The 20,860-nt window shown below is 61.6% G+C and carries 18 protein-coding genes; 8 read left to right on the top strand and 10 right to left on the bottom strand.

What is annotated here, in order from left to right; all coding sequences use genetic code 11:
• Window positions 1–82 precede the first annotated feature (82 nt).
• Both EI293_RS10695 and EI293_RS10690 read left to right on the top strand, forming a co-directional pair.
• Window positions 83–682: an SMI1/KNR4 family protein gene (locus EI293_RS10695; RefSeq protein ID WP_125437422.1), complete on the top strand. Its 600-nt coding sequence runs from the start codon at window positions 83–85 to the stop codon at window positions 680–682.
• 97 nt (window positions 683–779) lie between these two features.
• Window positions 780–2,663, top strand: a complete 1,884-nt coding sequence (locus EI293_RS10690) for an LTA synthase family protein (RefSeq protein WP_170170337.1) — start codon at window positions 780–782, stop codon at window positions 2,661–2,663.
• Between the two features lie 12 nt (window positions 2,664–2,675).
• On the opposite strand, the gene EI293_RS10685 is transcribed toward EI293_RS10690, so the two are convergent.
• From EI293_RS10685 to EI293_RS10675, 3 genes are all read right to left on the bottom strand, one after another.
• Window positions 2,676–3,077, bottom strand: coding sequence for a response regulator (locus tag EI293_RS10685; RefSeq protein ID WP_125437418.1), 402 nt, complete (start codon window positions 3,075–3,077; stop codon window positions 2,676–2,678).
• A gap of 22 nt (window positions 3,078–3,099) precedes the next feature.
• Complete coding sequence (locus EI293_RS10680) at window positions 3,100–4,941, bottom strand: PAS domain-containing sensor histidine kinase (protein WP_125437416.1); 1,842 nt, start codon at window positions 4,939–4,941, stop codon at window positions 3,100–3,102.
• Window positions 4,942–5,089: 148 nt separating this feature from the next.
• Window positions 5,090–5,494 (bottom strand): type I restriction enzyme HsdR N-terminal domain-containing protein, encoded by a 405-nt coding sequence (locus EI293_RS10675; protein ID WP_317127211.1) that lies wholly within the window; start codon window positions 5,492–5,494, stop codon window positions 5,090–5,092.
• A 246-nt stretch (window positions 5,495–5,740) separates the two neighbouring features.
• On the opposite strand from EI293_RS10675, the gene EI293_RS10670 reads away from it, so the two are divergent.
• From EI293_RS10670 to EI293_RS10660, 3 genes are all read left to right on the top strand, one after another.
• A complete protein-coding gene (locus EI293_RS10670) occupies window positions 5,741–6,514 on the top strand; it encodes an AMP nucleosidase (protein WP_125437412.1) in 774 nt (257 codons plus the stop codon).
• Window positions 6,515–6,592: 78 nt separating this feature from the next.
• Entirely contained in the window at window positions 6,593–7,021 is a 429-nt protein-coding gene (locus tag EI293_RS10665) for a hypothetical protein (RefSeq protein WP_125437410.1), read from the top strand.
• A 42-nt stretch (window positions 7,022–7,063) separates the two neighbouring features.
• The gene (locus tag EI293_RS10660) at window positions 7,064–8,734 is read left to right on the top strand and encodes an amidohydrolase (protein WP_125438036.1); all 1,671 of its coding nucleotides are present in this window, start codon (window positions 7,064–7,066) and stop codon (window positions 8,732–8,734) included.
• Between the two features lie 93 nt (window positions 8,735–8,827).
• Here the strand turns inward: EI293_RS10660 and EI293_RS10655 are convergent, their stop codons facing one another.
• From EI293_RS10655 to EI293_RS10625, 7 genes are all read right to left on the bottom strand, one after another.
• A complete protein-coding gene (locus tag EI293_RS10655; RefSeq protein ID WP_125437408.1) occupies window positions 8,828–9,346 on the bottom strand; it encodes a DinB family protein in 519 nt (172 codons plus the stop codon).
• 114 nt (window positions 9,347–9,460) lie between these two features.
• Window positions 9,461–10,867, bottom strand: coding sequence for an MFS transporter (locus EI293_RS10650; RefSeq protein ID WP_125437406.1), 1,407 nt, complete (start codon window positions 10,865–10,867; stop codon window positions 9,461–9,463).
• A gap of 119 nt (window positions 10,868–10,986) precedes the next feature.
• Complete coding sequence (locus EI293_RS10645; protein ID WP_125437404.1) at window positions 10,987–11,580, bottom strand: nucleotidyltransferase family protein; 594 nt, start codon at window positions 11,578–11,580, stop codon at window positions 10,987–10,989.
• Between the two features lie 153 nt (window positions 11,581–11,733).
• A complete protein-coding gene (locus EI293_RS10640) occupies window positions 11,734–12,930 on the bottom strand; it encodes an XdhC family protein (protein WP_125437403.1) in 1,197 nt (398 codons plus the stop codon).
• A 175-nt stretch (window positions 12,931–13,105) separates the two neighbouring features.
• Window positions 13,106–15,448: a xanthine dehydrogenase family protein molybdopterin-binding subunit gene (locus tag EI293_RS10635; RefSeq protein WP_125437401.1), complete on the bottom strand. Its 2,343-nt coding sequence runs from the start codon at window positions 15,446–15,448 to the stop codon at window positions 13,106–13,108.
• Between the two features lie 134 nt (window positions 15,449–15,582).
• Window positions 15,583–16,566: an FAD binding domain-containing protein gene (locus EI293_RS10630; protein ID WP_125437399.1), complete on the bottom strand. Its 984-nt coding sequence runs from the start codon at window positions 16,564–16,566 to the stop codon at window positions 15,583–15,585.
• An 89-nt stretch (window positions 16,567–16,655) separates the two neighbouring features.
• Window positions 16,656–17,288 carry a (2Fe-2S)-binding protein gene (locus EI293_RS10625; protein ID WP_125437397.1) on the bottom strand — a complete coding sequence of 211 codons (633 nt, stop codon included), beginning with the start codon at window positions 17,286–17,288 and terminating at the stop codon, window positions 16,656–16,658.
• A 451-nt stretch (window positions 17,289–17,739) separates the two neighbouring features.
• Between EI293_RS10625 and EI293_RS10620 the strand changes: the two genes are divergently transcribed.
• The 3 genes from EI293_RS10620 to paaA all read left to right on the top strand — a co-directional run bounded on the left by EI293_RS10620 (window position 17,740) and on the right by paaA (window position 20,685).
• Window positions 17,740–18,321, top strand: coding sequence for a TetR/AcrR family transcriptional regulator (locus EI293_RS10620; RefSeq protein WP_125437395.1), 582 nt, complete (start codon window positions 17,740–17,742; stop codon window positions 18,319–18,321).
• A 109-nt stretch (window positions 18,322–18,430) separates the two neighbouring features.
• Complete coding sequence (gene paaE / locus EI293_RS10615) at window positions 18,431–19,510, top strand: 1,2-phenylacetyl-CoA epoxidase subunit PaaE (RefSeq protein WP_125437393.1); 1,080 nt, start codon at window positions 18,431–18,433, stop codon at window positions 19,508–19,510.
• 218 nt (window positions 19,511–19,728) lie between these two features.
• Complete coding sequence (gene paaA / locus EI293_RS10610; protein ID WP_125437391.1) at window positions 19,729–20,685, top strand: 1,2-phenylacetyl-CoA epoxidase subunit PaaA; 957 nt, start codon at window positions 19,729–19,731, stop codon at window positions 20,683–20,685.
• Window positions 20,686–20,860: the final 175 nt, after the last annotated feature.

The following is a 20,860-nucleotide window of genomic DNA, read 5'->3' as shown; positions in this document are numbered from 1 at the left end:
CTTTTACTTTTACCCCTGCCTTATAACCAACGGTAGCTGTCTTGCTGCAGCAACTTTCTTTTCTCTTTTACTTTTCCTTCCCTTGAAAGGCATTATTTATACCGGCGAGGAGCTGACGGACCTTGTAACGTTTGCCCGACTTCCCTCCTATCTGCAGGCCTTTCTGCGCGAGCAGAACGGCGTGGTGGCCTACTTCGGCGGGCTGCACATCCGGGGCTGCGTGGCCGCGCCTAGCTGGCACGCGCTGGCCAACGTGTGGCAGGGCGAACGGGCGCTGTGGCGCACCTACGCCGAAGTGCAGAAAGCTGATATTCCCTTTGCTCAGGATTGTGCCGGCAACCAGTTTCTGCTGCGCGGCGACGCGGTGCTGTGGCTGGATACCGAAACCGGCGAGCTGGCCGATCTGGAAGTGGATTTCAAGCACTTCCTGTTCGGGGCCGAGAAGTTTCCGCTGGATGCCCTGGGCATGCAGCCACTGCGGGCCTTTCAGCAGGCGGGCGGGGTGCTACACCCGGGCCAGCTGCTGAGTTTGTATCCGCCGGTGTGTATTGCCACCAAAAACCAATCCGAAGCCGGGGCCAAAGCCGTATCGGTAACGGAGCGGCTGCGGTGGCTGGCCGATTTCCACGAGCAGATCAAGAACCTCCCCGACGGTCAGTCGGTAACGCTTAAGCCACTGTAAGCACTGGTTACTTCGGGTCACCGCGCCATTTTTACCTGATTCCGTCCGCATCGGACCGACGTACTGCCTGGGTCTACTGCATATGCCAGCTGAGTTTTTGCGTTTACTTGTTCGTCGCTTTTTGTTGCTGCTGGGCGTTTACCTACTGTTGCGCGCGGGATTCTTCGCCTTCAATTACGCTACGTTTCAGGATGCCTCCGCAGCGCAGATGGCCCTGGCGTTCTGGCACGGCTTCCGGTTCGATATTTCGGCACTGCTGCTGCTGAACCTGCCGTTTATCGTGCTGTCCCTGGTGCCGAGCAGGGCGCGGGCCTGGCAGCGGCTGGTACGCGTGGTGTGGCTGCTGCTGAACAGCTTGGGTGTGGCGCTCAACCTGATTGACGTGGAGTACTTCCGGTTCATCGGGCGGCGCACCAGCAACGAGCTGCTTACCATCGGCGACGATGTGCGCCGACAGGCCGGGCAGCTACTCCTCAGTTACTGGTTTCTGCTGCTGCCGTTCGGGGTGTTGCTAACGGCGCTGTGGTGGCTGTATCCGCTGCCCCAGACCGGGGCGGCCGTTACGGCTCCGGCAGCACGGCGGCGCGGACGGACGGCACTGGTGTATGCCGGGCAAGTGTTGTTGCTAGTTGGATTAATTGTACTGGGTATTCGCGGGGGGCTGCAGCTGAAACCGCTACGCACCGGCCACGCCTTCATGCAGAGTCCGCCGGCGCTGGGCCACGTAGCCCTCAACAGCACGTTCACCTTCCTCAAAAGCCTCGGCTACCAGCAGCTGGAACGTCGCAAATTCTTCCCGACTGCGCCACTGGCCCGCCAGGCCCTGGGCAGCAGTACGCCCGCTGCCCGACCCGGCGCGCCCCGCGACAACGTAGTGGTGTTGCTGCTGGAGAGCTTTGCCTCCGAATACACCGGCATCGAAAACGGTGGCCAGGGCTACACGCCTTTTTTCGATTCTCTGGCTACCAAAGGGCTGTTTTTTCAGGAGCATTATGCTAATGGCCGCCGCTCCATTGAAGCCCTGCCGGCGGTACTGGCTGGGCTACCCTCTTTGCTTGAAAGTCCGTTCATCACCTCCAATTTTCAGACCGATGAGCTGCATGGACTCGGCGAAATTCTGAGCCGGGAGGGGTATGCAACGTCCGTTTATCACGGGGCGCAGAACGGTACGATGGGGTTCAACACGTTTAGCGGCATTGCCGGCGTGCAGCAATACTACGGGCTGAACGAGTATCCGGGCGGTGAAAAAAGCCCCGATTTCGATGGGCACTGGGGTATTTCGGATGAGCCATACCTGCAGTATTTCGCGCGGCAGCTGAGCCAGCAGAAGCAACCGTTTTTCTCCACGCTCTTCACCCTCACCTCACACGAACCGTTTGTGGTGCCCAAGCCGTACGAGGGACGCTTCCCCGGTGGCACACTGCCTATTCACGGGGTTATCGGCTACACGGATTTTTCCCTGCGGCAGTTCTTCAAAACGGCCAGCCGCCAGCCCTGGTACGAGCACACCCTGTTCATTCTGCTGGCCGACCACACCTCCCAATCGGACCGGCCCGACTACCAGAATATTCTGGGCAACTACAAGACGCCGCTGCTCCTTTTCCACCCGGGCCGTCAGCTGCCGCCGGCCGATGTACACCGCATCACCCAGCAGGCCGATGTACCGGCTACCGTGGTGGACGTGCTGGGCTTACCCGCCAACCGGCAATTGCTGCCTTTCGGCTACTCCGTTTTCGATGCCAGCACTACCGGTCGGGCCTTTTTCCTGAGCGGCAGCTCTCTGTTCCTAGTGCACCACGACTTTGTGACGGAGCTGACGGCGGATGATAAAATCCGGCTGTATCCCTACCAGACCCACCAACTCTCTACCGAACCGCTGGCGCAGCCGGACCCCATCAAAGCACAACAGTACGGCAACGAAGTAAAAGCCGCCGCCCAGCTCTATACTGATGGCTTGCTCGATAACAGCCTGTACCACTAATCCTGTGCGCAGCTATTCAGCAGCACCTTTTTCCTCAAACTGCGACTGGATAGCCCGGATTTCCTCTGTATCAATGGGCTTGTGAATGAGGCCGGAAACCAGGTCGTAGCTTTTTGATTTTTCCAGGTCGGCCAGAGCCAGCGAGGAAGTGAGGATGTAAATGTGGCAGTGCCCCAGCAGCTCGCCCTCGTAGGGGGCTAGGGCATCCAAAAACTCCCAGCCATTCATGGCGGGCATGTTCAGATCCAGAAATACCACTTGAGGCGCGGCTTTGTCCTTATCCTCTACCAGTTGCTGCAACGCCTGCTGCGCCGAGTCAAACGTGTTGATGGTATTCGAAAACCCTTCGGCCCGCAATAGCTGCTCCGTTAAGTAAGTACTAAGCGTATCGTCGTCGATAAGGTAGGTTTTCATGCGCGGGGCGCTGGAGCGAGCGTTAGAAGAGGAGAGTGAATTGAGTGCCGACACCGAGCTGGCTTTGTACGCTGATACGTCCGTGCATGGATTCAACGTGGGATTTCACCAGAAACAGCCCGATGCCCCGACCGGGTTTATCGGGATGGAAGCGGCGGTACAGCTGGAATATATCCCCGCCTACCTTCTCCTGGTCGAAGCCCGACCCGTTGTCTTCTACGACAATCCGGACTGGTCCGCCGGAACTGCCGGTGGCTTCAATGGCAATCTGCAACACGCGCGCGTCGGAGCGGTACTTGATGGCGTTGGAAATCAGGTTGTGAAAAATGCTGTGAAAGTAGGCCCGACTACCCGGTACCCGCAACTCTTCAGGAATAACGCACCGCAGTTCTCCGCCGCATTCCTGCAGTTGGTGGACCAGACTGTGCAGCGCCTGCCGGCACACCTCGGCCAGGGCTACCGGCTCGGGCCGATAGCTGCCCTGCTGGTCGCGGATGGACAGAATGCCGTTGATATCCGTCAGTACGCCATCCAGCAGGTGCAGGCTGGTGCGCAGGTTTTTGAGCGACTCATCAAATACCTCCGACGTTTTTTCCACCCGTGAAAGCAAGTCGGCGTAGCCCAGGGCATTGGCCAGCGGGGCGCGTAAGTTGTGCGAAACGATGTAGGTAAACTGCTGCAGATCGGCATTCTGCCGGCCCAGCTTCTCGGCCAGCAAGTGCTGCTGGTTCTCGGCTTCCTTGCGGGCCGTAATGTCCTGCATGGCCCCGATCATGCGGGTGGCCCGGCCCTGGGCATCCCGCAGAATGTAGCCCCGGTCGAATACCATGGCCCAGGAACCATCGGACCGGCTGAAGTGATACTCCTGCTGCCAGAACAGATTGCTCGTTTCAAAGGCCGTGTAGCGTAGCCCCGCCACTACCCGGTCGTGTTCCGTGGGCTCTACGTAGTTGGCCCAGGTGCTGAAAGGCGTTGGGTTTTCCGTCAGCTTATGACCAAACAACTCCTCAAATCCCTCGCCCCAGTACAGCGTATCGGCGGCAATATTCCAGTCGTAAATGGCATCGGTGGTAGCCTTCAACGCGTAGTGAAACCGCTCGTTACTAACCTGGAGCCGGATTTCGGATTCCTTCTGCGGCGTAAGATCATGCACGATGCCCACCAGCTGGCAGCAGGTTCCATCGGCTTCCAGCACCGGCGTTACCCGAACTTCGCCGGTTTTGCGGCCGGTGGGATAGTCAGAAGTTTCCTGCCACGCCACGGGCTGCCGGGTACGCAAAGCGGTCCGGTAGTATTCCAGCACCTCACTAAGGGCCGGCTCCGGAATAATTTCTGAGACCAGCCGGCCCACCACCTGCGCGGCCGGCAGGCCAGTGGTGGTTTCAAAGGCCCGGTTAACAAACACGAACTGGAACTGCCCATCCGTTTCGGCCCGCAGCACAAACGTCACGTCGGCAATGTTATCAAATATGACGGACAGATGCCGCTCCCGCTCCAGCAGCAGCGCATTGGCCGCCGACACCGACGGCGCAGCCCGCAACAGGCCGTACAGTTCGCCGCCGCCCGGCAGCGGCAGCAGCGAGAGGCAGTGCGCCCCGGGCTGCTCATTCACCGCTACCTCTATACTGACTACCTCGCCGGTAGCGGCACGATGCAGACCGGCCGCCAGCTGCTGTTGCTCTGTCAGCGGCAGAAAACCGGCCAGGCTTTTCCCCACCAACGCGGCGGCTGGCTGCCCCAGCAGCTCCGCCAAACCCGCCGTAACTTGTCGCAGCTGTCCTGCAACATCCAGCACAAAGGCAGCCTCGGCGCTTTGCGTAAACGGCGAATCCGGCACTGGAGCTTCGGGCGGGGACAGGGACATGAGCGGAGGGTAGAAAACGGTTTCGGGGCCGGCCTGGCAGCCACCGTGCGCCGGAACCAAACGGAAGCAAGTATCCGGTTTTCAACCTAAAGAAAGCAAATTGGCTTCATTCCCCGGGCAACTCGTCCCTTAGCCGGGTCGCAGCCGGCTACCGGCCCGCCGCCGGAGCCTCGTACCGGGGTACCTCGGCGAGTCGCTCGTTGGTGCGTTCGGCAAAATTGACGCGCCAGCAGAAGTGCTGCAAACCGTTCGTCAGCAGCAGCAGCGGCGCCCCGATGGTCTGGTTATACGTGGCCGCCTGCATAGCCGTAGCCGCCGTAATGGGCACCGTGGGCCGTTTGCACTCCACCAGCAGCAGCGGCTGGCCGGCAGCATCCAGGGCCACTAAGTCGGTGCGTTTCTGGCGCTGGTTGTAGCGGTGGCCGCGCTCCAGGCTCAGCAGTCCTTTGGGGTAGCCCCGGTGCGTAATCAGATAATGCACTACGTGTTGGCGCACCCATTCCTCGGGCGTGAGTACCACATTCCGGCGGCGCAGAACGTCCCAGATTAGCAAATTTTCGCTGGATTGTGTAACTTTGTACTCGAAAGGCGGCAGGTTCAACTCTTGCATCACCTCCAAAGGTACGGCCCTGGGTACTCTGCTCCCGCTTTTCTTCCCGTACCGTCGCACCCCACCTGGTGGGTTCCGACGGTTTTTTTGTACCTATCCTTTTCCGGCTGAACGCAGCTGGTTGCCGCCTGGCGCAGCAACCGGCGCAGGTATAGCCTTTCTTCACGCAACACTTACTTTTTTACCCTTATGAAAACCAAAGCCGACATCGTCGAGAACTGGCTGCCCCGCTACACGGGCGTAGCGTTGAAGGAGTTTGGCCAGTACATCCTGCTGACCAACTTCGTGAATTATGTACACATGTTTGCCGAGCAGTTCGGCGTGGAAGTTCGTGGCATCGACAAGCCGATGCAGACGGCCACGGCCAACGGCATTACCATTATCAACTTCGGTATGGGCTCCCCGATGGCGGCTACCGTCATGGACCTGATTTCGGCCGTAAAACCCAAAGCGGCCCTGTTCCTGGGCAAGTGCGGCGGCCTGAAAAACAAAACCAAGCTCGGCGACCTGATCCTGCCCATCGCCGCCATCCGGGGCGAGGGTACCTCCGACGACTACCTGCCCGCCGAAATTCCGGCTTTGCCGTCGTTCCGCCTGCAGCGCGCCGTGAGCAGCATGATCAAGAAGCACGAGAAAGACTACTGGACCGGCACGGTGTACACCACCAACCGCCGCGTGTGGGAGCACGACGAGAACTTCAAGGAGTACCTGCGCCAGATCCGGGCCATGGCCGTGGATATGGAAACGGCTACCATCTTCACCGTCGGCTTCGTGAACGAGATTCCCCACGGCGCGTTACTGCTGGTGAGCGACAATCCGATGACGCCCGAAGGCGTGAAAACCTCGGAAAGCGACAAAAAGGTAACCGCCGATTTCGTGACCTCGCACCTGCAGATTGGCATTGATTCCTTGCTGGAGCTGAAAAACTCCGGCGAGTCGGTGAAACACATGCGGTTCGAGTAAGCAAAAAAAACTGCTATTTGCGGGGCCTGTATTCTGTTGGAATGCAGGCCCCGCTCTTTTTCCGCGCCTGCTTCTGCTATGCCCCTCGTTGCCTCCCCGCCTTATCTGCTCATCAACTACGAAGGCCGCCGCCGCACGCTGCTGGGCCAGTGGCGGCGCTCCGTCATGCCGTTTGAAATGCACCAGGGTTACGCCGCTTTGCTGGATACGGCCGAGGAGTACCAGTGCCGGCACTGGCTGATTGACACCAGCAAACGGGCCGCCGGCATTGCCCCCACCGACGTATTCTGGATGCTGGAGGTATTTTTTCCGCAACTGGCCCCGCGCCTGGGCGGTACCACGTACCTGGCGTTTCTGATGGCCCCGAACCAGCTGGCCGGGGTACTGGCTACCCCCGCCATTCCGCCCCTGCCCGACGACGCCAACCAGCCCTATCACCTGCAGCGCTTCACTGATGAAGCCGAAGCGCGCCGTTGGCTGCGGCAGTGCGCCAAAAAGCGGCCGTAGCGGCTGCGGATTGCCGGTCGGCTGCGTACTTTCGCCGGCATGATGCCTTCCCTCCTCCTTCTACGCCGGCCCGCCTTCGGGCTGCTGGCCGCTACGGCCGCCTTGGCAGGCTGTAACTCCGGCACCCGCCAGCCCGCCGACCTTATCGTGTACAACGCCACGGTGTACACCGTCGATTCGGCGTTCAGCAAGGCGCAGGCCTTTGCCGTGCAGAATGGCAAGTTTGTGAGCGTGGGCACGGCCGAAGAAATCCGGGCCAAGTACCAGAGCAAGCAGGAAGTGGACGCCCAGGGCCAGTTCATCTACCCCGGCTTCTACGACGCGCACTGCCACTTCTACCGCTACGCCCTGGGCTTGCGTGATGCCGACCTGGTAGGCACTGGCTCGTGGAAGGAAGTAATACAGAAGCTCCAGCAGCAACGGCAGCAGTACCCGCAGGCCGCCTGGCTCACCGGCCGCGGCTGGGACCAGAACGACTGGACCAACAAGCAGTTTCCCACCAAAGACACCCTCGACGCGCTGTTCCCGAACACGCCCGTCTTCATCATCCGGGTGGATGGCCACGCGGCCCTCGTGAACCAGAAGGCACTGGACTTAGCGGGCGTCACGGCCCGTACGCCCATCAGCGGCGGCACTATCAGCAAAAACGCCCAGGGGCGGCTTACCGGTTTGCTGGTAGATAACGCCGTGAAGCTGGTGGCGGCCAAAATTCCGGAACCCACCGCCGCCGAAGCGGAAACGGCGCTGCTGGAAGCGCAGCAGCGGTGCGTGGCCGTGGGCCTCACCAGCATGGCCGATGCCGGCCTGGAAAAAGCCAACGTGGATCGGCTCGATGCCTTGCAGCAACAGGGCAAGCTGAAAGTGCGCTTTTATGCCATGCTGGCGCCCACCAAAGAGAACAAAGAGTTCTACCTCAAAAACGGCCCGGTATTCAAGGACCGCCTCACGGTGTGCTCGTTCAAGGTGTACGCCGACGGCGCCCTGGGCTCCCGCGGGGCCTGCCTGATTCACCCGTACGCTGACCGGCCGAAGGAAACCGGCTTCCTGCTGTCGTCGGCGTCGGATTTCCGCAGCCTGGCGAAAGAGCTGGCGGCCAGCAAATTTCAGATGAACACCCACGCCATCGGGGATTCCTCGAACCGGCTGCTTCTGGATATCTACGGCGAGGCGCTGAAGGGCCAGAAGGACCGGCGCTGGCGCATTGAGCACGCCCAGGTGGTAAGTGGGGCCGATATAGCCAAGTTCGGGCAGTACGGCATCGTGCCCTCGGTGCAGCCCACCCACGCCACCTCCGATATGTACTGGGCCGGCGAGCGGCTGGGTGCCGACCGCCTCAAAACAGCCTACGCCTTCAACGACCTGCGCAAGCAGTACGGCCAGGTGGCCCTGGGCTCCGACTTCCCGGTGGAGGACATCAACCCGCTCTACGGCTTCCACTCGGCCGTGGCCCGGCAGGATGCCAAGAATTACCCGGCCGGCGGCTTCCAGATGGAAAACGCCCTCAGCCGCCCCGACGCATTGCGCGGCATGACCACCTGGGCCGCCCACGCCGCCTTCGAGGACAAGCAGAAAGGCAGCATCCGCCCCGGCATGGCCGCCGACTTCGTGATCCTGAAAACCGACCTGCTGGAAGCCCCCAAAGAGCAGCTCCGCACCGCCAAAGTCCAGCAAACCTGGATTGCCGGCGAGCGGGTGTTTTCAATTAAAAATTGAGAATTAAAAATTAAAAATGGGCCGCTCAAATACCTCCCACGAGATAATTGAGCGGCCCATTTTTAATTTTTAATTCTCAATTTTTAATTCCCCTTACCCCCAGCCCTGCTCGTCGGCGGAGGGGCCGTACATGGCGGGCAGCGGGATGTCGAGCAGGCGCAGGTACACGGAGAGCTGGCCGCGGTGGTGGATGCTGTGGTTGAGGCCCATGATGCGGATGGCCGCGCCTTTGGGGCGTTCCATCAGGGTTTGCTCGCCGCGGTGCAGGCGGAAGCTGCCGGTCAGCTGCTCGTCGTCGGAGTCCTGCAGGGCCTGGCGCAGGCTGGCGCTGTACTGGTCGAAGCGTTGCAGCAGCTCCTCGGAGCTGGTGGGCGTGGGGCCGGGCTTGGGGCCGTTCGGGTCGAGAAAGTCGCGGGAGGCATGCTGCACGAACAGCTGGTTGAACGCCAGCAGGTTCACGATGTGCGAGGCCAGCTGCCACAGCTTCATGCTTTTGGGGTGCGGCGTGAAGTCGGCTTGGTCGTAGGGGACGCGCTCCAGTAGCTTGCGGGTGGTAGCCAGCTCATGGTCGAGTTCGGCCAGGATATTCTGTTGAAGGGAGGACGTGTGCATAAGGAACTGCGGTTTGAGGGCGTGAAAACAGCAACGAGCACCGGGGCGGCCGGTGCTCGTTGGCAAGTACTGAAATTTGCGGGTATCAGGCGGCGACTGGGGTTCGACCGGCTGCTAGTTGCCGCTGAGGCCTTCCGCCAGCTTCGGATCAGCCCCGCTCACATCGTCGCGCAGCTTCTTGCCGCGCAGACGCAGCAGGAAAATTAGGCCTAGCACGAAGAACACGATGAGCGACAAAATGCTGTTGCGCATAGAGCCCGTCACCTGGGCAATAACCCCGAAAACAGCCGTACCGATTACGATACTGAGCTTTTCCGTCACGTCGAAGAAGCTGAAAAATGCCGCCGTATTGGGCGTGTTTTCAGGAATAATCTTGGAGTAGGTGCTGCGCGAAAGGCTTTGCACCGCGCCCATAGTGAGGCCGATGACGGCGGCCAAGGCGTAGAACGACCATCCCGCCTGCACGAAGTAGCCACCGATGCAGATCAGCATCCAGATAAACACGGCCCAGCTCAAAGCCCGGGTGTTGCCGATGCGCTCCGAGAGTTTCGAAAACAGGTAGGCTCCCAGGATACCCACAATCTGGAGCAGCAAAATGGTCAGAATCAGGGCCGAGCTTTCGAGCTTCAGCTCTTCATCGCCGAAGATGGTGGCCACGTACATTACCGTCTGCACGCCCATGTTGTAGGTGAAGTAGGCCAGCAGGAAGCGTTTCAGATTGGGCAGCTGTTGGAGCTGGTCCCACACTTTGCCCAGCTCCCGGAAACCGTTGAGCAGCCAGCCCGATTCGTCGGCGGCCCCGGCCGGGCGGCCGGGGTCGGCGGGCAGCGCGAAGAAGGCAATCTGGGCGAAACCGGCCCACCAAAGGCCGGTGAGCAGGAAGGCCAACCGGGTGGCAAATCCTTCTTCCAGCCCAATGGCCTCATGGCCCATGATCAAACCCAGACAAACCAGCAGCAGCAGCACCGAGCCGATGTAGCCCATGGAGAACCCGCGCGCCGACAGCGAATCGTACTTTTCCTCGCTGGAAATCAGGGGTAGATAGGAGTTGTAGAAGACAATGGAGCCCGAAAACCCGATGGTGGCCAGCACGAACACGAAGGTGCTGAGCGTGAGCGTATCGGGCGTGAAGAAGAACAGCGCGGCGCAGGAAAAGGCCCCGAGGTAGCAGAAGATCTGCATGAACAGCTTCTTGCGCCCCGAGAAATCGGCCAGCGACGTGAGAAACGGGCTGATGATGGCAATGAACAGGAAGGCCGCCGAAATGGCGTAGGTCAGCAGCGAGGAGCCGGGCACCTGGAACCCCAGAAAATCCACCGGGCTTTTGCCGCTGTCGGTTTTGGTAATTTCCTTCACCATCGCGCCCCAGTAGATGGGGAAGATGCTGGAGGTGATGACCAGCGGGTACACCGAGTTGGCCCAGTCGTAGAACGTCCAGCCCCGAGTGATGCGCTTATCGTCCTTGGGAATGTTCTCGAAGCCCACTTCGGGCGGGGTTACGGCGGCGGTAGCGTCGCTCATACAAGGAGGGGGTTGAGGTAGAGTTCGGGCAAGATAACGGGAATTCGGCGCGGCCGTTGCCGGGCCTGCGTTGTTAGCGACGCGGCAGCAGCACAAACGTGACCCATTCGCTCCCTACGCTACTGCCCCGCCAACAGAGCCGCGTACTGCTCAGGCGTGTCCACATCTACGGCACCCAATGCGAAGGGCACTGCCGCCACTAAGGCCCCATGCTGGCGCAACAGATGCCCCGCTCCCGCCCCGGCCGGCAACGCCCGCAGCAGCGGCACCGCTTCGGCCGCGAAATACACCGGCACGCCCTGAGTTTTGGCGTACGCCGAAGCCACGATGGACCGGCCGGTGCGGGCGTGCGTTTCGCGCAACTCCGCCAGCAGCGCGGGCGTCACGAAGGGTTGGTCGCAGAGCATGACGGTTACGCCATCTGTGGCCGGAAGCAGGGTTTCGAGGAAGGTAAGACCGGTTTGAATGGAAGAGCCCATGCCGGCGGCCCAGTCGGAGTTGCACACCACCTGCACCGGCAGGCCCGCCAGCTCCGGCAGCAGCTCCTGATGCAGCGCGCCAGTGACGACGACGACTGGCACGCCGGCCGCGGCGGTTACAGCTGTTTCGGCGGCGCGCCGCAGCAGCGTCTGTCCCTGAAACTGGAGCAGCTGCTTGGGTTGGCCGAGGCGGGACGAGGAGCCGGCGGCAAGCAGGATGATGGCGTTGGGCATTGAGTTGATAGGTAGCCGGAAAGTGTGGCTATCCAGTGGTAAAACCTGGAGGCGGAAAAGCAGTAGCGCGAACTTTGTAGTTCGCGTCCTTGCGCCGTCTGATTCGTTTAACGGCGCGGGGACACGAACTACAAAGTTCGCGCTACTGTGGGTTTACTCGCCGATGGCGCACATGGCATCCACCCGGCCCTCGGGCACCAGCGGGGCGTTGCTGTGCAGAGGCGGGTGGATGGGATGCGGGGAGTCGCGGAGGAAGCCGGCAGGGCGGCCGGTGAGTACTGCCTGGATTTCGGCCACGATGGACAGGGCAATTTCCTCGGGCGTTTCGGCCCCCAGGTTCAGGCCGATGGGACTGTGGATGCGGCCCCGCAGCTGCTCGGCGGCGTCAGGCGTGTCCTTGGTGAGGTCATCCAGTAGCCGCTCGTACTTCTTGCGCGGCCCCAGCAACCCGATGTAGCGCGCCGTGGCGGCCGGCAGCAAGTGTTGGAGCACCGCGAGGTCGTAGTAGTAGTTGTGGGTCATCAGCAGCGCGAAGCTGCCATCGTGAGGCTGCTGGTTTACTTGCGCCAGCGGCAGCACGCGCACTTCGTCGGCTTCGGGGAAGCGGGCGGGCTGGGCCTGGGCGGGACGGCCATCCACTACCAGCACGCGCCAGCCGAGGCCGGCAGCTAGGCGCACCAGCGGCTGCACGTCGTTACCAGCACCGTACACGGTGAGGCGCACGGGCGGACGTAGGATTTCCAGGCTCACGCGCACGGTACCGGCACCGGCCGGGTAGTGACGGGTAGCCGGCTGCCCAGCCGCCAAGGCGGTGCGGGCATCGGCCAGAATAGCGGCGTACAGGTCAGCAGCTTCCGGCAGCGTGCCTTGCGCGGTGTTATCGGATGTCAGCAACAGGCGCTGACCCACGGCTACCTCGGAGCCCGGGCCCGCCGTGCTGAATACGGTGGCTACTACGGCGTTGGCCTCCACTCCTTCGGCCCAGCGGCGCAGCAGCTCCACGGGGTTGTCGGGGTTTTGGAAGTCGAGGGGTTCGAGCAGAATCTGCACGATGCCCTGGCAGCCCAGCGCGGCGCCGAATTGCAGGTCGTCGTCGGGGTCGGTGGAATCGTAGGTAACGACAGTGGGGCGGCCCTGCTGAATCACGCGGCGGGCGCGCTGGCGGGCGTCGCCTTCGAGGCAGCCGCCGCTAATGGCCCCGGTCAGGCGGCCTTCGTCGGTGACGAGCATGCGGGCGCCAGGGCGGCGGTAGGCCGAGCCGGCCACGTCCACCACCGAGGCCAGGGCGCAGGCGCGGCCCTCGGCGCGGTGCGCGTCGTAGGCGATAAGCAGGCGTTGGAGTTCAGTCATGATACACAGCAGTACGGATAGAGAAACGGCGGCGTTGGCCTGAACTAAGACAAAAGCACGTCATGCTGAGCTTGTCGAAGCATCTCGCGTGCTGATGTTGAGTTACTAGCCCAACGTCAGCACGCGAGATGCTTCGACAAGCTCAGCATGACGTGCTTTAGATCATCCGCATAATCTAAGCCTGTACTGGTTTCGTGGCCAGCACTTTATCGGGGGTGATAGGAAGGCTGCGGACCCGCTTACCGGTGGCGTGGAACACGGCATTGGCTACGGCGGCGGAGACGCCCACCATCGAAATTTCGCCGATACCCTTTACGCCCATGGCGTTGATGTGGGGGTCTTTTTCGTCGATGAATTCCACCGTCATTTCCGGAATATCGGCGTTGACGGGAATGTGGTAGTCGGCCAGGGAGGCGTTGGTGTAGCGCGAGTAGTTCTGGTCGCGCACGGTGCCTTCCATCAGCGCCGCCCCGATGCCGAAGATGCTGCCCCCGATGATCTGGGAGCGGGCGGTTTTGGCGTTGAGGATGCGGCCGGCCCCGTGCACACTCACCCAGCGCGTAACGCGCACGGTGCCCAGGTCGGGGTCCACTTTCACCTCGCAGAAGTGCGCCCCGAAAGAATGCATGGAATGGTCGGCGGCCTGATCCTTTTTGGCGGGGTCGGCATTTGCGGCGGCTTGGGCGTCTTCGTAGCCACTGCCGTAGCGGCCCTGGCCGTTGCCCTCGATGTCGGCCATTTCGGCGCGCTTCATGATGGCGGCGAAGTCCTCCCCTTTCTGCGGATTGTTCTTGAGCTGCAAACGGCCCTGCTTCACCTCCACATCAGCCGCTTTGGCGCGATACAGCGGCGACTTCTTATCGAGTACCGCCACCTTGATCAGCTTCTGCCACACGTCCTGCGCGGCCATGTACACCGACGACGACACCGTACCAGCCGCCACCGAGCCGCCCGAGTTGGGCGCAGTGGGCAGCTTGGTGTCGCCGAGCTCGAAGCGCACCTTGTCCACGGGCAGAAACAGCGCATCGGCCGCTACCTGGGTCATGACGGTGTAGGTGCCGGTGCCCAGGTCGGTGGCGCCGGCCTGCACCACGGCGTGGCCGTCGGCGTAGAGGCGGGCGCGGGCCGTGCCCTGCGAGTTGTGGACGGGGTAGCTGGCCGTGGCCATACCCCAGCCCACCAGCAGGCGGCCGTCGCGGGTGGCGCCGGCCTTGGGGTTGCGCTTGCTCCAGCCGAACAGCTCAGCCCCGCGGGCGTAGCACTCCTTCAGGCTCTTGCTACTCCAGGCCTGGCCGGTGCCAGGGTCTTTCTCGGCATAGTTGCGCAGCCGGATTTCCAGCGGATCAATTCCTAGCTGGTAGGCCAGATCATCGAGGGAACTCTCCAGGGCAAACGAGCCGGGCGCTTCACCGGGAGCCCGCGTGAAAGTGGAAGTCATGACGTTGGCGCGGGCCAGCTGATACGAGGCCTCGAAGTTCTCGCACGCATACAGCATATTGATGATCTTGCTGTTCGACTCGGCGTAGTTGTCCCAGGGCGATGTAGTCGAGGTCTTCTCGTGGATGAGGGCCGTGAGCTTGCCGTCGCGGGTAGCGCCCATTTTCAGGGTCTGTGTCTGGTCTTCGCGGTGACCCATGCCGGTGAACATCTGGGGCCGGGTGAGCGAGAGTTTCACGGGCCGGCCCACAGCTTTGGCGGCCTGCACCGTCAGGATGGTGTGGGGCCAGCTGGAACCTTTGCACCCGAAGCCGCCGCCGAGGTACTTGGTCACTACCCGCACCTGCTCCGCCGAGAGGCCCAGCATAGTACTGACGGCCTTCTGAGTGCGCGTCACGCCCTGCGTGGCGTCGTAGATGGTGAGGCGGTCGGGGGCTTCCCAGTGGGCCGTGGTGGCGCCGGGCTCCATGGGGTTGTGGTGGTTGATGGCGTGGGTGTAGGTGTGGGTAAGCTGCACCGGCGCCGCCGCGAAGGCCGCCTGCGCGTTGCCGCGCACAACGTGGGCCGGCGCTTTGCCGTCCTGCACCTTCGTGGGGTCAAACAGCTTGGCCTGCGGGTCTTCGTAGGAGGCAATCGGCTTTTCGGCCGCTACTTGCACCTTCAGCAGCGCAGCGGCGTACTGGGCGCGCTCCAGCGTATCGGCCACCACAATGGCCACCGGCTGACCGGCGTAGTGAATCTGGTCCGTGGTCAGCGGCAAAAAGCCCATGGGCGCGCCGATAGCCTTTTTGCCCTCCGCATCATTGGGGGTTTTGGCCAGCTTGGGCAGATTCTGGTGCGTGAGGATGGCCAGCACGCCCGGCTGTTTCATGGCCGCCGAGGTATCGAAGCCGGTGATGCGGCCCTTGGCCACGTCGCTGGTTTTGAGCACGGCGTGCACCAGACCCGGCAGCTGGTTGAACTCGGCCGAGTACTTGGCCTTGCCCGTGACCTTATCCCGGCCGTCTACCCGGTTCAGCGGCTGGCCTACAACGCCTGCCTTGGGGTTGGTATCAAAGAAAGTTGGTTCTGCGGTATCCATGGGAATGAGGTCCGTGAGGGAGAGTAGAGACGCGATACTTCGCGTCTCAATCGTTGCTGACGCTGGCTGTTGCGGCTTTTCAGAAGCAAGCCGTTCAACGGGGAGACGCGAAGTGTCGCGTCTCTACACTGTTCTTAGCCCGCTACTTTCATCAAAGCCTGCACCAGCGTATTCTGCGCCAGCTCTACCTTGAAGGCGTTTTCCTTGCGGGGCTGCGCACCGCGCATTGCGGCGGCTGCGGCGGCCCGGAATGTAGCCTCGGTGGCCGGCTGGCCTACGAGGGCCTTTTCGGCTTCGGGGCTGCGCCAGGGCTTGGTGCCTACGCCGCCCAGCGCCACGCGCGCCGCCCGGATGGTGCCGCCCTGCACGTCGAGGCCGACGGCGGCCGAGGCCAGCGCGTAGGCGTAGCTGCTCCGCTCGCGCACCTTCAGGTAGGTGGAGCGGCGGGCCTGCGCGGTCATCGGAATAGTCACGGCTACTATCAGCTCGCCGGGTTCCAATACAGTTTCTTTCTGGGGCGTTTTGCCGGGCAGCAGGTAGAAGTCCTTCACCAGCACCTGGCGCTGCTTGCCTTTCTGGTTTTCCAGGGTCAGCACGGCATCGAAGGCCGCCAGGGCCACGCTTAGGTCACCGGGGTAGGCGGTGGCGATGCAGCTCTCGGAGGTGCCCAGCACGGCCAGGTTGTGGTTGTCGCCGGTGAGGGCGGGGCAGCCCGAGCCGGGTACGCGCTTGTTGCACGGAAACGCCGCGTCGCGGAAGTAGCCGCAGCGGGTGCGCTGCAGAATGTTGCCCCCGATGCTGGCCATGTTGCGCAGCTGGGGCGAGGCGGCTAGCAGCAAGGATTCCGAAATAGCCGGAAACTGCTCCAGCACCAGCTTATTTTCGCCCACGTCGCTCATGCGCTCCATAGCCCCGATGCGCAGGCCGTCTTTGGTCTGCTCGATGCCTTTGAAGGGCAGGGTGTTGATGTCGACCAGCTGCGGGTGCTCCTCCAGGTTGGCCTTCATCAGATCCAGCAGCGTGGTGCCGCCGGCAATGTAGGCCGCCTGGGGTTTGTCTTTCAGCAGGCCGGTGGCCGCCTTGGCCGAGCCGGCCTGGGTGTAGCTAAAGTTGTTCATGGAATTAGTGATGAGGTGATGAAGAGATGAGGTGACAGGCAGCAAGCAGATGACGAAAATTCCTCATCACTTTTTGCCTCATCACTTCATCACGCTTTGCCAGCCACTTCCCGCACGGCGGCCACAATGTTGGGGTAGGCGCCGCAGCGGCAGAGGTTGCCGCTCATCCACTCGCGGGTCTGGTCGTCGGAGCCGGCATGGCCTTCTTTCACGCAGGCCACCCCGCTCATAATCTGGCCGGGCGTGCAGTAGCCGCACTGGAAGCCGTCGTGCTTGAGGAAGGCTTCCTGCATGGGGTGCAGCGCGTCGCCCTGGGCCAGGCCCTCGATGGTGGTGATTTCCTTGCCCTGTTGCATCACGGCCAGCGTGAGGCAACTGTTGATGCGCCGACCATCCACGTGGACGGTGCAGGCGCCGCACTGGCCATGGTCGCAGCCTTTTTTGGTGCCGGTCAGGTCCAGATACTCGCGCAGGGCATCCAGCAACGTCACGCGGGGCTCGGCCTGAATGCTACGCACGGTGCCGTTGATTTTCAGCTGCAGCGACGTGACGCCCTCCACCGTTTTGGAGTAGGCCGCTAGCCGCTCGGCGGGGCCCACGAAGGGCGGGGCCAGGGCCAGACCCAGCAGGCCGCCGGCCTGTTTCATGAACGAACGACGCGTGCCGTCTTCGGGGCGCACTGGCTGGCCTTCCGGGGTATCAGGAGAAGAGAAAGTCGACATAAAGCAGATAGTAAAAAGCCCGCACCACGTACGGCCCCTGGTCCAATACAACTGTGCGAAGCCGGACGGGGTTGCCCTGGGTTAGCTACAACATATTGGCATGCCGGGACCCAGCAGCGTATGCGCTGCTTTTACGCTTTGCCGCCAGCTTGGTTGAAGTAGGTACATAGTTTCTGCCCCGTCCTGTCGATTAAGAGCCCGGACCGACTCAGGTTCAGCGCATAAGTCTTTCCGATTACACGCATTACGTAATGACTACCCACAACATCTCTATCAACCGTCACCAAACGGATAGCGGCAGCGCCGAAGTAATCGGCCGAACGAAAGCGTTGCCCGTTTCAGAACGCTAGGAACGCCGCCCGAAAAGCTAACAAACATTAGTTTGCGTATCCGTAGGTTTAGTACCTTAGCTCCCGAACGACCAGCGCTTCCTTTCCTTCCTACCCCACCCATGCTCCCAATCCGAAAATCCAATAAGCGCCAGCTGATTCTGGAAGAAGCGGCCAAGCTGTTCCGACAGAAAGGGTTCAGCGGCACCTCCATGCGCGACCTGGCCGGCGAGGTGGGCATTGAGGCGGCCAGCATGTACAACCACATCAAGAGCAAGGATGAGATTCTGGAGCTGATCTGCTTTCGGGTATCGAGTACCTACATCTCCCAGCTCGCCGAAATAGAGTCCACCGAGGCTTCCTTCGTGGAGAAAATCACGGCCCTTATTCGGTTGCACATCCGGCTGATGATTGAGGATGGCGCGGCCGTATCGGTGGGCAATCACGACTGGAAGTACCTGCGCGAGCCCGCCCTCACCGAGTTCAAGCAGGCCCGCAAGCAGTACGAGAAAGGCTTCGCGGCCCTGATTGAGCAGGGGATTGCGGCCGGCGAGTTTCAACCTGTAAACGTCTCGGTGGCGCTGTTTACCATCCTCTCGGCCGTGCGCTGGGTGGAGCTCTGGTACCGCCCCGGCCGCGAGCTGTCGGCCGAAGAACTCGAAGACAACATCGTCACCATGCTCCTTTCGGGGCTGAAGAAATAGTATTAGCAGTGCTTAAGACTTAGGGCTTAGAGAATAGGTAGTCTTTCTTTCGCAGATAAAACTACCTATTCTCTAAGCCCTAAGCCCTAGGCACTAAGCACTAACTACAATGAGCCGCTTTCATACGATTAAAGTCAAGAGCATCACCCGCGAAACGCCGGATTGCGTGAGCGTGGCCCTGGATGTGCCCGCCGAGCTGCGCGACACGTTTCGGTTCACGCAGGGCCAGTACCTCACGTTTCGGCGGCACCTGAACGGCGAGGAAGTGCGCCGCAGCTACTCCATCTGCAGCAGCCCGCTGGAAAACGAGTGGCGCGTGGCCATCAAGCAGGTACCGGAAGGCCGCTTCTCCACCCACGCCGTGCAGCAGCTGCGCGTCGGCGACGAGTTGGAGGTGATGCCCCCGATGGGCCATTTCACTACCGCGCTGGATGCCGCTCAGGCCAAACAGTACGTGCTGTTCGCGGCCGGCTCAGGTATCACGCCGGTGCTGTCCATCCTGAAAACAGTGCTACTGACGGAGCCCAATAGTCGCGTGACGCTCATCTACGGCAACCGGGGCCGCAACTCCATCATCTTCAAGGAGGAAATCGAGGGCCTGAAAAACCGCTTCCTGCAGCGCCTGAGTGTATACCACGTGCTCAGCCGCGAGCAGGGCGACACAGACCTGCTGTTCGGCCGCATCGACGGTGCCAAAGCCCGAATGTTCCTCGACAAGATCATCCCGGCGCAGAAAATAGACGAGGTGTTTCTGTGCGGGCCCGAGGAGATGATTATGGAGGTGAAAAGCGTGCTGCTGGAAGCCGGCGTAGCGCCCGAGAAGGTGCATTTCGAGCTGTTTGCCTCCGCGGCTGGCGCCCAGAAAGCCGCCGCCCGCCAGGCCCAGCGCCCCGCCGGCCAGGACGATAAGCACAGCCAGGTAACGGTGCAGCTGGAAGGCACGAAGCGCGTGCTGGAAATGTCGTACTACGGCGACACGATTCTGGATGCGGTGCTCGAAACCGGGGCCGACGCGCCGTATTCGTGCAAAAACGGCATGTGCAGCACCTGCCGCTGCCGCGTGACCGAAGGTACTGTGGAAATGGACGTGAACTACTCGCTGTCCGAAAAGGAAGTGGCCCAGGGCTACGTCCTCAGCTGCCAGGCCCGCCCCACCTCGGAGCGGGTAGTGGTGGATTTCGACCAGTAATTGATAGCCTCGTAAATAGAACGTCATGCTGAGCGGAGTCGAAGCATCTCGCGTGCTGACGTTGTAATACTAATTTGATTACTGCTGCACGCGAGATGCTTCGACTACGCTTTCAGCTTCGCTCAGCATGACGTTCTATTTACGAGGCTGCAGGCCAGCAGCCCGAATTTTTCCTTACATTTAACTAACGATTGTTAGTTAACCTTTGTTGAAGAGGCATGGAAACCCTAGAACTCACCCAGGAAGAACAGTTTCAGGCCCGCATTGATGCCGATGTGCGCATCGAGCCCAAGGACTGGATGCCCGAGGCGTACCGCAAGACGCTGATCCGGCAGATTTCGCAGCACGCGCACTCCGAACTGGTAGGCATGCTGCCCGAAGGCAACTGGATTACCCGTGCTCCTTCGCTGAAGCGCAAATCCATCCTGCTGGCCAAGGTGCAGGACGAAGCCGGCCACGGCCTCTACCTCTACTCGGCCGCCGAAACCCTGGGCACCACCCGCGACCAGATGCTGGCCGACCTGCACTCGGGTAAAGCCAAGTACAGCAGCATCTTCAACTATCCTACCCTGAGCTGGGCCGATATGGGCTGCGTGGGCTGGCTGGTCGATGGTGCCGCCATCCTGAACCAGGTGCCGCTGTGCCGCACCAGCTACGGCCCCTACGCCCGCGCCATGGTGCGCGTGTGCAAGGAGGAAAGCTTCCACCAGCGCCAGGGCTTCGAGATTATGCAGACCCTGTGCGAAGGCGCGCCCGAGCAGAAAGCCATGGCCCAGGAAGCCCTCAACCGCTGGTGGTGGCCCACGCTGATGATGTTCGGCCCCGCCGACGCCGATTCGCCCAACACCGAGCAGAGCATGAAGTGGCGCATCAAGCGCTTCACCAACGACGAGCTGCGCCAGAAATTCGTGGACATGATGGTGCCCCAGGCCGAGTTCCTGGGCCTCACGGTGCCCGATGAGAAGGTGCAGTGGAATGAGGCTCGCCAGGCCTACGACTTCGGCGAGGTGAACTGGGAAGAGTTCTGGAACGTGGTGAAAGGCAACGGCCTCTGCAACCAGGAGCGTCTCCAGGCCCGCGTAGATGCCTGGGAAGAAGGCGCCTGGGTGCGCGAAGCCGCCCTGGCCCACGCCGCCAAACGCGCCGGCCGCGAGCTGGCCAAGTCGGCCGCGTAAGCGTCGCCTCACCCCCTAGCCCCCTCTCCGAAAAGGAGAGGGGGGACTAGCTTCTAGTTTTTCTAACCTTAAAATATCCTCACTCCGTCTACCCTGAAAACTGCTCTAGGAAACTAGAAAGCTAGTTCCCCCTCTCCTTTTCGGAGAGGGGGCTAGGGGGTGAGGCGAACGTGAG

Source organism: Hymenobacter perfusus (genome assembly GCF_003944765.1).
GTDB lineage: Bacteria > Bacteroidota > Bacteroidia > Cytophagales > Hymenobacteraceae > Hymenobacter > Hymenobacter perfusus.
This window is presented reverse-complemented; position numbering and strand designations above follow the sequence as displayed.

Coding starts and splice junctions, on each gene's coding strand:
- EI293_RS10680 (WP_125437416.1), bottom strand. CDS start 4,941: ATGTCCCTGTCCCCGCCCGAAGCTCCAGTGCCGGATTCGCCGTTTACG.
- EI293_RS10620 (WP_125437395.1), top strand. CDS start 17,740: ATGCTCCCAATCCGAAAATCCAATAAGCGCCAGCTGATTCTGGAAGAA.
- EI293_RS10665 (WP_125437410.1), top strand. CDS start 6,593: ATGCCCCTCGTTGCCTCCCCGCCTTATCTGCTCATCAACTACGAAGGC.
- EI293_RS10660 (WP_125438036.1), top strand. CDS start 7,064: ATGCCTTCCCTCCTCCTTCTACGCCGGCCCGCCTTCGGGCTGCTGGCC.
- paaE (WP_125437393.1), top strand. CDS start 18,431: ATGAGCCGCTTTCATACGATTAAAGTCAAGAGCATCACCCGCGAAACG.
- EI293_RS10625 (WP_125437397.1), bottom strand. CDS start 17,288: ATGTCGACTTTCTCTTCTCCTGATACCCCGGAAGGCCAGCCAGTGCGC.
- EI293_RS10635 (WP_125437401.1), bottom strand. CDS start 15,448: ATGGATACCGCAGAACCAACTTTCTTTGATACCAACCCCAAGGCAGGC.
- paaA (WP_125437391.1), top strand. CDS start 19,729: ATGGAAACCCTAGAACTCACCCAGGAAGAACAGTTTCAGGCCCGCATT.
- EI293_RS10655 (WP_125437408.1), bottom strand. CDS start 9,346: ATGCACACGTCCTCCCTTCAACAGAATATCCTGGCCGAACTCGACCAT.
- EI293_RS10670 (WP_125437412.1), top strand. CDS start 5,741: ATGAAAACCAAAGCCGACATCGTCGAGAACTGGCTGCCCCGCTACACG.
- EI293_RS10640 (WP_125437403.1), bottom strand. CDS start 12,930: ATGACTGAACTCCAACGCCTGCTTATCGCCTACGACGCGCACCGCGCC.
- EI293_RS10645 (WP_125437404.1), bottom strand. CDS start 11,580: ATGCCCAACGCCATCATCCTGCTTGCCGCCGGCTCCTCGTCCCGCCTC.
- EI293_RS10685 (WP_125437418.1), bottom strand. CDS start 3,077: ATGAAAACCTACCTTATCGACGACGATACGCTTAGTACTTACTTAACG.
- EI293_RS10650 (WP_125437406.1), bottom strand. CDS start 10,867: ATGAGCGACGCTACCGCCGCCGTAACCCCGCCCGAAGTGGGCTTCGAG.
- EI293_RS10630 (WP_125437399.1), bottom strand. CDS start 16,566: ATGAACAACTTTAGCTACACCCAGGCCGGCTCGGCCAAGGCGGCCACC.